This window comes from Streptomyces sp. WG7, assembly GCF_049975785.1.
In the GTDB taxonomy this organism is placed as follows: domain Bacteria; phylum Actinomycetota; class Actinomycetes; order Streptomycetales; family Streptomycetaceae; genus Streptomyces.
On record NZ_JBNGGE010000004.1, the window covers coordinates 81,360 to 92,439 of the forward strand.

Sequence of the window (11,080 nt, forward strand, 5' to 3'; positions counted from 1 at the left end):
CCCCGTCACAGCAGACGCCTGATGTCGCCGCGCACCCGGTAGAAACCGCCCGACGCGACGTGCAGCGCGTCGACCACGTAACGCGCGCCCGGTTCCCGTATCGCCCTCGGGAACTGGACGTTCCACGACCGGTCGTACCCTTCCGACACCACGTGGATCCGGGTGCGGCCGTTCTCGTTGACGCACTCCACGACCACCGAACCCGCGGGCGCCGCGGCGACGGTCGCCACCGAACCGGCCGTGGTGGCGGGCGCGTACGTCGGCAGGGCGGCGGCGAGCTTGACGTCACGGGCGACGGGCACCGAGCCCTGCTGGGCGGCCGTGACCGCCGCCTCGCTCGCGTCCACGCACACCAGTGAGCCGTCCGTGGTGACCAGGAAGAGCCGCTCGTCGCGGTACTGCATCGACAGGGCGGAGCCGCCGCCCGTCCCCAGCTTCCACAGCCGCGTGCCGTCCCGGTCGAAGCAGTACACCGAGGAGGCGGAGTCCCCGGCGAAGACGAACCGGCCGCCGGGCGAGGTGGCGCACGAGTACACCGCGCTGTCGCAGTGGTACGTCGCCTCGATGGCGCCGGTGGCCTTCGACAGCCGCTGGACCGTGTGGCGCGCCGTCCCCGCGTACACCGCGTCGTCCTCCTGCCAGCCGAAGAGCACGGCGCCCTGCGTGGGCGTGTGCCACAACTCGGCTCCGCCGTCCGGGGAATGGGCGGTCACGCCGCGCGTGTGTCCGTGGTAGACGGCCCGGTCGTCGGCGCGCACCATCCAGGCGTGCTCCCCGCGCCCGCCGCGCGCCCACTGGTGCTCGTCCTCGTGGTCGATCACGGTGAGCCGCCCGGCGCGGTCCGCGACGTTCAGCACGCCCTCGTGGATGTCGAGCCAGAAGATGTCCACGTCGGCCGCGATGTCGTAGGCCGCGAAGGGAAGCTTGGACGACAGGTCGTACACCCGGCCGTCGTCGCAGCCGGCGTAGATCCAGAAGTCGTCGGCCACCAGGCACTTGACGCCGTCCGGCAGCTGGTAGCGGGCGAGGACCTCGCCGCCGTGCGCGAGGGTGTAGACGTCCCCCGCCTGGTTCCCCACCCAGCAGCGCTCTTCGTCGATGTGGATGCCGAACGCGGAGGAGCCCGTGCGGAACCGCCACAGCACGGGGGCGACCGCGCGGGCCGTGGACGGAGCCGAGGTCACCTGCCGACGGGTGACCGCGCGGGGCGCGCGCTGTCCCTGCACGGCCGGGGCGTACCCCTTGCGCACCTTCTCGCCTATCTTCTTCGCGGCCGCCGCCTGAGCCTTCTGGGCGGTGGGGAAGGTCGACGTCTGGGTCTGCCCGTCGGCGCCGATCCGGCCGTAGCGCACGGACACGACCTGCCCCTGAACGGTGACTTCGTAGAACTTGTGCGCGCCCCCACCGTCCTGCGACAGCTCCAGATACGTCTTCGACATAGCAGACCTCTCCCCGGGTCGGGCCCCTGCGGCGTTTCCGCGGGTTCCACTGACTGAACCGTAGAAGGACCCACTGACAATCGGGCGTGCCGACCGGTCGTGACGGCCGGTCGGCACCTGCGGCGACTCAGGAGACGGTCGCGGGCGGCGGGGTCCAGCGACGGGTGCGGGAAGCGGCGCCGGAGACGCCGTACTCCTTCTTCAGCTGTTCGGGGATGGCGTAGTGCATGACGCGTCCCCGGGTCAGGGAGGACAGTTCGAGCGCTGTGGTGAGGTGTCCGAGCCGGTCGAGCGCCCAGGCGCCCAGCGGCGAGCGGTCCTCGATCGACTCCAGGATGCCGAGGAGGTGCGGGGCGGTCTTCACGACGGTGTCCCAGCTGGTGCGGGGCACGTCCAGCCAGTCGGCGCACGTGTCGCCGACGAGGTAGCGGATCAGGGCGGACACGACCGGGTCGAAGACGGTGCCCGGGACGACTTCCTCGTACAGGTCGATCAGCTGCCTCGTCAGATGGGCGCCCTCGTCGGACGGGCCCATGTGCCGCAGCATGTACAGGTCGAGGAACTGCCGCCCCGTGTCGAGCGTGCGGGGCACGGCCGCCTGGTCGACGCCGAGCATGGCGCCGACCACGCGCCAGGCGTAGAAGTAGGCGTCCGCCCCTTCGGCGGACATGTGGATGCCGAGACGGTGCAGGCTGTCGAGGACGAGCAGGGAGAAGAACATCTGCCCGCCGATCAAGTCCTCCTGGCAGATCGGCACGCCGAGGGTGTCGGTGTCCCAGCGGTTCTCCCGCTTCAGGTGGTGGCGGACGGCCGCGTGCAGCAGGCGCACCTTCTGGGCGGCCGGGATGAAGCGTCCGCCGGCCTCGAACGCGTCCGGCCGCATGAGGTAGACGGTGAACTGGCCGGTTTCCGCCATCCGTTTGGAGGGATAACTCAGCCCGTGGGTGGCCGACAGCAGCTTGGCCACGTGCGGGACGACGTAGCAGGCGGGCATGGACGCGAACGACAGCGCGGTGGAGATGTGCACGTTGTTGTCGATGAAGAACAGGCGGGCCTTCTCCATCTCGGCCCAGTCCACCCAGTCCGGAGGGGCGCCGGTGACCCGCAGGTACTCCCGGGCCACCCCGGGAAGGCCGTCCGGGAGTTCCTGCCCGGTGGTGGAGACGTAGCGCATCAGGGAGTTGAACGTGCCGACCTCTCCGCGCTCGAAAAGGGTGGCGACGACGGCGTCGGCCAGCTCGTCTCCGCCGTCGCGCAGGGCGTCCATCGACGTCTCGGTGTAGGTCATCGCGGTCTCCTCGTCAGTGGATGCGGTCGGTGGCCTGCTGTGCGAGTTCGCGCAGCACCCGGCGCGCCTGCGGGGGCGTGTCGGCGGTGTCCAGGGCGCGGGAGGCCCGTTCCACGCGGGCGAGGATCATCCCCTCGACCCGTTGCGGCGCCTTCAGCTCGAGCATGAGGTCGCGCACCTCGCGCAGATGGGTCACGTCCAGGTCGCCGCGGCCCAGCACGCCGCGCAGCCGCTCCCGCTGGGACTCGTCGGCGGCCTGCCAGGTCTCGGCCAGCAGTGCGGTGGGCCGGTGGGCGCGCAGGTCGTCCAGGGCCGCCTTACCGGTGCGTTCCGGGTCGCCGAACAGGCCGAGCAGGTCGTCGCGGAGCTGGAACGCCTCGCCGAGCGGCAGGCCGTAGGCGGAGTAGGTGTCCCGCAGCGCGGGAGTGGCGCCGGCCAGCAGGCCGCCGATGAGCAGGGGGTGCTCGACGGTGTACTTGGCGGTCTTGTACCGGACCACCTTCAGCGAGGTTCCGGTGTCCGGTGGTCCGCCGGTGTGCAGGATCTCCAGGCACTCGCCGGCGATGAGTTCGCGGGCGAGCGCGGCCCACAGGCCCCGGGCGCGGGCGAGGTAGGCGGCGGGGAGGCCGCTGGTGGTGAACAGCTGCCCTGCGAGGGCCATCAGGTGATCGCCCACCAGCATGGCCAGGGAGCGGGCCGCCGCGCGGACTCGGCGGCGGCCGTCCCGGGCCGGCTCCGGCGCCGGGTCCAGGTCCGGGTCCTGGTCCGACCACGGGCCCGACCACGGGTCCCGGGCCGATTCCGGGTGCGTCTCCCGGATCGCTTCCGAAGCCGCCGTCAGTACGGCTTCCAAGGCGACGTGAACGGTGGGCAGGCCGTGGCGCAGGGCGCTGTCGTCGATGAGGTCGTCGTGGACGATCGCCGCGGCGTGCACCAGCTCCATGGCGGCCGCCGCCCGTACCAGGGCGTCGCTGTCGGGCTGTCCGGCCGCCCGCCATCCCCAGTAGCAGAAGGCCGCCCGCAGCCGCTTCCCGTGACCGGCCGCACGCCGCAGTTGCCCGGCCACCGGCGCGAGGGCGTCGTCGACGGCCACGAGGTGGCCGGCCTCCTCGTCCAGGAAGTCCCGCAGGACAGCGTCGACGCGGGTTCTGAAGGCGGCCGGGTCCCACCGGTCAGACATCGCCGTGGCCGGCTGCCCGCCGTGCCCGCGCGTGCTGGGCGAGTACCTCCAGGTGGGCGGGTGGCACGTTCGTACACCGGTCCAGGGCCAGCCTGCCCCGGGCCTGGAGATCCTGTTCCGCTTCCCGCACCAGACCGGCGGTGTCCGAGCGACGCAGGAGACCGCGCAGTCCGCCCACCGCGGAGCCGATCGTGCTCACCGCCAGGTCGGCGAGTCCGGCGGCCAGCAGTACGGCCTGGCCGTCCAGGCCGCTGCCCCGTTGCGTCGAGTTCGGCATGCTTCTCCCCCAGGGATCGGGTCGTCACCGATGCGCCTGGTCAGCGGCGCATCCAGTCAGAGCATGACCGGGCATCCGGGGCGGAAGATCCCGAATACCCCATCGAGCGACGTGGGGAACAGGTGTCAGGCGGTCCGGTCAGTCGCCCGAGTCGTCCCGCCCGCCCGAACGACCGCCGGAGCTCTTCGAACCGCGCACCAGGTCGCTCGCCGCCAGGGTCACGGCGGACACCGCGCGTACCCAGGGCGGACCGCCCCGCGCCGCCCACACGACGCAGACACACGCTCCGACGACGAGCACGAGCACACCGGACAGGACCAGCACGGCCATGTTCCCCCACTCTCCCTTTCCTGCTTCCGTTCCCGAGACCCGGCTCCATCCTGTCAGTCGATCGACGGCAGGTCCGAGCCGGGCGGGCGGGTGCCCCGGCCGGCGCGACACGACCCCTCGCCGGTCGGCGTCCGTGCCGGGCCGGTTCCCGATACGCGGGTACCGGCCGGTCCGCGCCGGCCGGCGTGTGAGCTGGTCAACCGGCCCGCTCGACGCTCCACCGCGGCAGACGCTCGAAGAAGACGACCGCCTCCTCGCGCCACCGCGGACGCCACCCCTCGGCCACCGTGCGGGCCTCGTCGGCGTATCCCCGCATCTCCGCGCGCATCCGGTCGGCCACACCGCGGCGCTCGCCGATCTCGCGGAGCGCGGCGACGGTCTCCGGCGTGCAGGACGCGCTCCCCAGTGCCTCTTCCACGACGGCACGCTCGGCGCCGCTCACGGCGGACAGCAGGCGGGCGACGGTGTAGCTGTGCCTGCCCTCGCGGATGTCGGTGCCCGTCGGCTTGCCCATCGTGGCCGCGTCGCCGAACAGGTCCAGGTAGTCGTCGCGCATCTGCCCGCAGATGCCGACCAGTCGCGCGTAGCGGCGCAACTCCTTCTCGTAGGGGGCCGGTTGTTCGCCCGCGGCCAGGAGGCCGAGGTGCAGGGGGGCGAGGACCGAGTAGCGGGCCGACTTGTGGTCGGCGACGTCGTGCAGGACTTCGTCGTCCGGCGCCTCGGCGGCGAAGTCGCGCTCCAGGTCGGCGATCTGGCCCACGAACGTGTCGGTCGCGGCCCGTGTCTGCACCTCGACCATGGCCTGACGCACCTCGACCGGCAGCTCGGCTTCCAGGAGCACGCGAAGCGAGAGGGCGAGCGCGAGGTCGCCCGCGAGCACGGTGAGCCCCAGGGCCGCCCGCGGATGCCGGGGGAATCTCTCCCGGTAGGCGTAGTAGGTGGTGGGCCCGCCCCGGCGGGTGGCACTGTCGTCGATGAGGTCGTCGTGCACCAGGCCGTGGGTCTGCAGCAGTTCGATGCTCAGCGCGGCGGCGTCCAGCCCTTCGACCGGCGCGTCACTCACCAGGCGCGCGGCCTCGTGGAGCAGCACGACCCGCATCCGCTTGCCGCCGCGCAGGGACAGGTCACGCAGCAGCGCCAGGCAGTCCGGGGTGAAGCGGCTGAACTCCGGCGCGTCCAACGTCGCCTCCAGCGTGTCGAAGTACTCCGCGAAGACCCTGTTGAACCGTCGCTCGTACCGGGCGACACGGTCCAGCGGCTGCTCGGTCATGACGAAGTCCTCCTGAGGGCGGGCGGGTGACACTCCAGCAGTGTGCCAAGGGGCGCCCGGCCGCCGTGGGGCGCGGTCACGGCCGCCGTAAACCGGGATCAATCGGCGTTCGAGTTGAAGGAACCGTGGACACACATCCATCCTTCCTTCATGTCTCTCATGTCTGCCGCCGCCGATCCGTCCGACCTGCGCGACTACGCCTTCGAATGGGCGTTGGTCGACGTGGAGACCTCCGGTCTCGTACCGCGCCGTGACCGGGTGCTGTCCGTGGCCGTGGTGACGCTGGGCCCGGATGGCGAGCAGACCGGGGAGTTCTCGACCCTGCTGGATCCCGGCTGCGACCCGGGGCCCGTTCATGTGCACGGTCTGACGGCCGAGCGGCTGCGGGGTGCGCCGTCCTTCGAGGAGGTGGCCGAGCGGATCGGCGCGCTGCTGGAGGGGCGGGTACTGGTCGCCCACAACGCCCAGTTCGACTACGACTTCCTCGCCCACGAGTTCGCGCGGGCCGGGCTGCGGCTGCCCGTCGCCAGGCGGTTGTGCACGCTGGCCCTGAACCGCCGCGTGGACCCGCCGACCGACGACCTGAGACTCGGCACGCTCGCCGCGCACTACGGCGTCCCCCAGGTGAAGGCGCACGACGCGCTGGACGACACGCGGGTGCTGGCCGGCGTGCTGCGCGCCACGCTGCGGGAGGCTGCGCAACTGGACCTGTCGTTGCCGCTGGTGGCCTGCCCGCCCCGGCAGGACGCGCAGTTCGCGCCGAAGCCGCCCAAGACGCCGTGCGCCTTCCGCAACCCGGGACGGCTCACCACGGGCGGCCCGCTGGTGCAGGGCATGAAGATCGCCGTCACCGGGGAGACCGTGACCGCACGGACGGATCTGCTGCTGCGGGGCTCCGCCGCGGGGCTGAACATGATGACCTCCGTCAGCCGGCACACCAGTGCTCTGGTCGCCAACGACCTGTCGGCCGGATCCGCCAAGGCCCGGCGGGCGCTCACCGAAGGGGTGCCGGTCATCGACGAGGCGGCCTTCCTGCGGCTGCTCGGCGATGTCCGGCCCGGTGTCCCGCACGAGGGGGTGCCGCCGGAGACCGAGGCCGTCCCCTCGTCCGGCTCTCCCGCGCTGCCGGCCGTCCCGGCGCCGCGCACGCCCGAAGCGGCCGAGGCGGTCGAGGCGGTCGAGGCAGTCACCCCGGAGACCCCCGAGCCCGCCGCCCTCCCCGCCCCGGCCGTGCGGACGGAACCGGCCCCGCAGGCTGCCGGCCCGAAGCCCGGCAGGCGCCCCGGCAAACCGCGCGGCCCGCTGACCGGACGGCGGGTCCTGGTGCTCGGCGGCACCCACCCCGACGCGGTGGCCGCCCGTACGCGCGTCGTCGAACTCGGCGGGGCCGCGGCCATCAACCTGTCCGCCGGCGTGACCGACGTGGTCGTCCTCGACGGCGGCCACACCGACCGCAGACTGCCCCGCATCGCCGCGCTGCTGCTGCCCACGCACGACGCCGCGTGGCTGGTCGCACCGGTCGTGACGGCGGCGCCGCGGGCGGACGACCGGCGTACGGCCGCGCATGTGCTGCCGCGCGGCGGCGTCGTCGATCTGCCGCTCCAGAGCGGGCGGGGAGAGGCGCACCGCTGGACGGTCACCGCGTCGTGGGCGCAGCAGACGGCGTGCGAGATCGACGTGGTCGCGTTCGTGCTGGACGAGGACGAGCAGGTCTCCTTCGACGAGGACTTCGTCTTCTACGGCGCCCCGGAGAACCCGGGCGGGACGGTGCGGCTGCTGAGCGACGGTCCGACCGAGCAGACCGTCAGCGTGGACCTCGCCACCCTGCCGCCCTCGGCCCGCAAGGTCGTCATCGCCGCCGCCATCGACGGCTCCCCCGCGTTCGGCGACGTCGGCGCCCTGCACATCGTCTCCGGTCCGGGCAGCAGCGCGGCGGCCCTCGCGCAGGCCACGCTGGACGCGGCCACCACCGAGCGCACCATGCTGCTCGCGGAGATCTACCGGCGCGGGCAGAGCTGGCGGCTGCGGGCCGTCGGCCAGGGCTACGACCACGGTCTCGGCGCCCTCGCACGGGGCTACGGCGTCGACGTCGCCGACTGACCCCCGCCCCTTCTCAGCCGCCCTGCCTCGGCCGGGGCATCACCCGCAACCGCAGGCCCTTGAAGCCGAGGCAGCGGATGCCCGGCCCGGTGAAGGCCTTCGTGTCGGTGTCGCCCGGGTCGCGGTACGGCTCCGGGTGGCCGCGGGACGCGTCCGGACTGCCGGGTGTCACCGCCGCGTTCGGCACGCGGGCGTGGGCGGGACGACGCCGGAGGCCGTGAAGGCCTCCGACGTCACGGCCTCCGGCACGTCAGCGCTTGATCTCCTTGATCTTCAGCATGCGCGTGATGACCTTGTCCAGCTCCGCGTCGTCGAAGACCTTCTTCCAGTCGTCGCGCACGATGGACTCGCGGCCGTAGTCCATGGCGATCAGGCAGGCGTCCGAGAACGGGTTGGAGCCCTTCAGGGTGTTGGCCAGGGCGACCTGGGTGTGGCCCAGCAGCATCGCGCGGGCGGCCTTCTCCGGGACGCCGACGGTGTGGACCGTCTCGTGCAGGGCCTCGGTCAGCAGGGCGCCGACCATGCAGGCGATGGTCTCGACGAGGGTGGGCTCCAGCACGGCGAGCTGCTTGACGGTGACCCAGTGGACGTCGACCACGGGGGCGTACATCACGCGGATGACCGCGTCGGCGAGCTCCTGCTTGGCTTCATCCCCGCCCTCGTACGCGGCGACGACCTCCTGCGGGGCGGCGATGCCGCCGAAGGTGTCCTGCCACTCCTCCTTGGTGGTGCGCTCGAGGAAGACGGAGGGGTGGCAGGGGTGGGCGCAGGCGTAGTGGATGTCCTCGCGGGTGAGGAGCAGGCCGGCGTACGCGGCGGCCGGGTCGAGGGTGAGGACGACCGTGCCGGGCTTCATCAGCGGCACGAGCTCCTCGGAGACCTTGCCGAGGACGACGTCGGGCACGGCGAGGATGACGACGTCGGCCTCGGCGGCGGCGTCCTTCGACTCGGTCAGTTCGCGGCCCAGGCCGCGGATCAGCTCCTGGCCCTTGGGGGACGCCTCGCTGAAGAGGACCCGGAAGTCGCTCTTCACCAGGTTGTTGGAGACGCGCTGGCCCATCTTGCCGGCGGCCCCGATGACGGCGACGGTCTTCGCGTCGGCCCGGTGCTGGATCTCGGTGGCCATTACTCGCTCCTCAGGAGGGTGTTGATGCTGTGCTGCGTCCACTGGTGTTCGAGCCGGGCGGTGGCGTCGTAGCCCTCGTCCTGCCACGGGAGCCAGTGCTCCACGATCTGGTTGATGCCGCGGTCTCCCGGCCGGGCCGCGCGGACGGCGGCGATCATGCCCTCGTGGTCGAGGAGGCCCTCGCCGAGCGGGCAGCCCGCGTAGGTGAAGCCGACCCAGCCGTCGCGGCGGGTGAAGGCGAAGTCCTTGACGTGGATGTTGACCACGTGCGGCGCGGTGGCGGCGACGACGTCCACGGGCCGCTCGAGGCGGGCGACGCTGTTGCCGGGGTCGAGGACGATGCCGAGGTGCGGGCTGTCGACGGCGCGTACGACGGCCACGAGGTCGTCGGTGGCGACCTGCTCGTAGGTCTCCAGGCCGAGGGTGACGCCCGCGGCGGCGTAGCGGGGCACCGCTTCCTCCAGCAGGGCGACCGCCTCGGTGGTGCCGGGCCGGTGGTCGGCCGTGTTGAGCATGGAGCGGACCAGGGTGACGCCCAGTTCGCCCGCCATGTCGAGGTACTTCAGCAGGTGTTCGGGGCGGATGCCGCGGGTGCCGAGTTCCAAGGTGAGGCCGAGGTCGTCGGCGGTGGCGCGGACGTCGGCGAGCCGCGCGGCGTCGTAGGACTCGACGGGGGCGTAGTCGCAGATCTGGAAGACCTCGCCGCCGAGCTCCGCCGTGTCGCGGAGCATCGCGGTCAGGCTCATCGGCCGGTGAGCGCGGTCGGAGATACGCCAGAAGTAGGCGTAGGTGCTGATGCCGTACGCCATCACGCCACCGCCGCCGGGGCCGGTGAGCGGATCTCGTCGAGGATGGCCTCGACGTTCGCCGGGTCGTGGGCGAAGCGGCCGAGGAAGAGGCCCTCGGCGGTGCCGGCCAGGCGGGTCAGCAGGCCGGGGCCCGCGCTGCCGCCGTAGATGACGGTGGAGCCGGCGTGTCGCGGGCGGGTGGCGAGCCAGCCGCGCAGGGCGGTGCACACGGTCGCGATGTGGTCGGCGGAGGCGGGCTCGGGGGCGCCGATGGCCCACTGGGGTTCGTAGGCGAGGACGACCGCGCCGTCCAGGCCGTGCAGCAGGCGTTCCGCCTCGGCGACCGTGCGGGCCGCGGCGTCGGCCGGGTCGGCCTCGTCGCGTTCGCCGACGCACAGGACGGGGGTGAGGCCGTTGCGCAGGGCGGCGGCGGTCTTGGCGGCGACGACGGTGTCGCCCTCGCCGTACAGGCGGCGGCGCTCGGCGTGGCCGACCTCGGCGTAGCGGCAGCCGATCTCCTTCAGGAGGGGGCCACCGACCTCGCCGGTGTAGGGGCCGCTGTCCTCGGCCGCGATGTCCTGGGCGCCGATGGCGACGCCGTACGGGGCGAGGATGCCGGTGGCGGGGACGAGGGTGGGGAAGGCGGGGAGGACGAAGAGGCGGGCGGCGCCGGACGTGACCGCGGGGTGCCGTTCGGCCAGGGCCGCGATCCGGCGGGACCAGTTCAGCGTCTGGTGGTGGCCGAAGTACATCTTCAGGCTCACCCCCAGCAGGACGGGCGACGGTGCGGAGGCGGACATCAGGCGGCTGCCCCGTCGCCCGCGGCGGTCTCGTAGTCGCACATCAGCTGGACCTTGGCCGCCGACGCCGAGCTCTCGTCGAAGCGGTAGGTGAGCCACTCGGCGGCCAGGCGGCGGGCGAGTTCCAGGCCTACGACGCGCTGGCCGAAGGTGAGGACCTGCGCGTTGTTGGAGAGGATCGCCCGCTCGACGGAGAAGGAGTCGTGGGCGGTGACGGCCCGGATGCCCTTGACCTTGTTGGCGGCGATGGCGACGCCGAGTCCGGTGCCGCACACCAGCAGGGCGCGGTCGGCCTCGCCGCGGGCGACCATCTCGGCGGCGGCGATGGCGACCTTCGGGTAGGCGGTGTGGCCGTCGGCGTCGACGCCGACGTCGGTGACCTCGGCGACCAGGGCGCTGCCGCGCAGGTCCTGCTTGAGGACTTCCTTGTACTGGTGGCCGGCGTCGTCGGACCCGACGACGATGCGGAGCTTGTCGGTCAT

12 protein-coding genes are annotated in these 11,080 nt (G+C 72.8%); 1 reads left to right on the forward strand and 11 read right to left on the reverse strand.

The features are described 5' to 3' along the window. Positions 1–5 precede the first annotated feature (5 nt). From ACP4J0_RS06275 to ACP4J0_RS06300, 6 genes are all read right to left on the reverse strand, one after another. Complete coding sequence (locus ACP4J0_RS06275) at positions 6–1,439, reverse strand: WGR domain-containing protein (protein ID WP_426597596.1); 1,434 nt, start codon at positions 1,437–1,439, stop codon at positions 6–8. Between the two features lie 127 nt (positions 1,440–1,566). Continuing rightward, positions 1,567–2,727 (reverse strand): oxygenase MpaB family protein, encoded by a 1,161-nt coding sequence (locus ACP4J0_RS06280; RefSeq protein ID WP_426597597.1) that lies wholly within the window; start codon positions 2,725–2,727, stop codon positions 1,567–1,569. Between the two features lie 13 nt (positions 2,728–2,740). Next, the gene (locus tag ACP4J0_RS06285; protein ID WP_426597598.1) at positions 2,741–3,907 is read right to left on the reverse strand and encodes a polyprenyl synthetase family protein; all 1,167 of its coding nucleotides are present in this window, start codon (positions 3,905–3,907) and stop codon (positions 2,741–2,743) included. Continuing rightward, complete coding sequence (locus ACP4J0_RS06290) at positions 3,900–4,184, reverse strand: polyprenyl synthetase (protein ID WP_426597599.1); 285 nt, start codon at positions 4,182–4,184, stop codon at positions 3,900–3,902. Before ACP4J0_RS06290 ends, ACP4J0_RS06285 begins: the two co-directional genes overlap by 8 nt. A 138-nt stretch (positions 4,185–4,322) precedes the next feature. Next, a complete protein-coding gene (locus ACP4J0_RS06295) occupies positions 4,323–4,514 on the reverse strand; it encodes a hypothetical protein (protein ID WP_426597600.1) in 192 nt (63 codons plus the stop codon). Positions 4,515–4,710: 196 nt separating this feature from the next. Further along, entirely contained in the window at positions 4,711–5,784 is a 1,074-nt protein-coding gene (locus tag ACP4J0_RS06300; protein ID WP_426597601.1) for a polyprenyl synthetase family protein, read from the reverse strand. Between the two features lie 150 nt (positions 5,785–5,934). Here ACP4J0_RS06300 and ACP4J0_RS06305 point away from each other — a divergent pair, with 150 nt between their 5' ends. Further along, on the forward strand, positions 5,935–7,884 hold the full coding sequence (locus ACP4J0_RS06305; protein ID WP_426597602.1) for a TerD family protein: 1,950 nt from the start codon (positions 5,935–5,937) through the stop codon (positions 7,882–7,884). Positions 7,885–7,897: 13 nt separating this feature from the next. Here the strand turns inward: ACP4J0_RS06305 and ACP4J0_RS06310 are convergent, their stop codons facing one another. The 5 genes from ACP4J0_RS06310 to ACP4J0_RS06330 form a co-directional block, all read right to left on the reverse strand. Continuing rightward, positions 7,898–8,071: a hypothetical protein gene (locus ACP4J0_RS06310; RefSeq protein ID WP_426597603.1), complete on the reverse strand. Its 174-nt coding sequence runs from the start codon at positions 8,069–8,071 to the stop codon at positions 7,898–7,900. A gap of 63 nt (positions 8,072–8,134) precedes the next feature. Next, entirely contained in the window at positions 8,135–9,010 is an 876-nt protein-coding gene (locus tag ACP4J0_RS06315) for a phosphogluconate dehydrogenase C-terminal domain-containing protein (RefSeq protein WP_426597604.1), read from the reverse strand. Next, positions 9,010–9,819: a sugar phosphate isomerase/epimerase family protein gene (locus ACP4J0_RS06320; protein ID WP_426597605.1), complete on the reverse strand. Its 810-nt coding sequence runs from the start codon at positions 9,817–9,819 to the stop codon at positions 9,010–9,012. Before ACP4J0_RS06320 ends, ACP4J0_RS06315 begins: the two co-directional genes overlap by 1 nt. Then, complete coding sequence (locus tag ACP4J0_RS06325; RefSeq protein ID WP_426597606.1) at positions 9,819–10,598, reverse strand: triose-phosphate isomerase; 780 nt, start codon at positions 10,596–10,598, stop codon at positions 9,819–9,821. Before ACP4J0_RS06325 ends, ACP4J0_RS06320 begins: the two co-directional genes overlap by 1 nt. Beyond that, a complete protein-coding gene (locus tag ACP4J0_RS06330) occupies positions 10,598–11,080 on the reverse strand; it encodes a ribose-5-phosphate isomerase (RefSeq protein WP_426597607.1) in 483 nt (160 codons plus the stop codon). Before ACP4J0_RS06330 ends, ACP4J0_RS06325 begins: the two co-directional genes overlap by 1 nt.

Bases quoted from the DNA above. Each gene is read 5' to 3' on its own strand.
- ACP4J0_RS06275 (WP_426597596.1), bottom strand. From the start codon at position 1,439: ATGTCGAAGACGTATCTGGAGCTGTCGCAGGACGGTGGGGGCGCGCAC.
- ACP4J0_RS06280 (WP_426597597.1), bottom strand. From the start codon at position 2,727: ATGACCTACACCGAGACGTCGATGGACGCCCTGCGCGACGGCGGAGAC.
- ACP4J0_RS06285 (WP_426597598.1), bottom strand. From the start codon at position 3,907: ATGTCTGACCGGTGGGACCCGGCCGCCTTCAGAACCCGCGTCGACGCT.
- ACP4J0_RS06290 (WP_426597599.1), bottom strand. From the start codon at position 4,184: ATGCCGAACTCGACGCAACGGGGCAGCGGCCTGGACGGCCAGGCCGTA.
- ACP4J0_RS06295 (WP_426597600.1), bottom strand. From the start codon at position 4,514: ATGGCCGTGCTGGTCCTGTCCGGTGTGCTCGTGCTCGTCGTCGGAGCG.
- ACP4J0_RS06300 (WP_426597601.1), bottom strand. From the start codon at position 5,784: ATGACCGAGCAGCCGCTGGACCGTGTCGCCCGGTACGAGCGACGGTTC.
- ACP4J0_RS06305 (WP_426597602.1), top strand. From the start codon at position 5,935: ATGTCTCTCATGTCTGCCGCCGCCGATCCGTCCGACCTGCGCGACTAC.
- ACP4J0_RS06315 (WP_426597604.1), bottom strand. From the start codon at position 9,010: ATGGCCACCGAGATCCAGCACCGGGCCGACGCGAAGACCGTCGCCGTC.
- ACP4J0_RS06320 (WP_426597605.1), bottom strand. From the start codon at position 9,819: ATGGCGTACGGCATCAGCACCTACGCCTACTTCTGGCGTATCTCCGAC.
- ACP4J0_RS06325 (WP_426597606.1), bottom strand. From the start codon at position 10,598: ATGTCCGCCTCCGCACCGTCGCCCGTCCTGCTGGGGGTGAGCCTGAAG.
- ACP4J0_RS06330 (WP_426597607.1), bottom strand. From the start codon at position 11,080: ATGACCGACAAGCTCCGCATCGTCGTCGGGTCCGACGACGCCGGCCAC.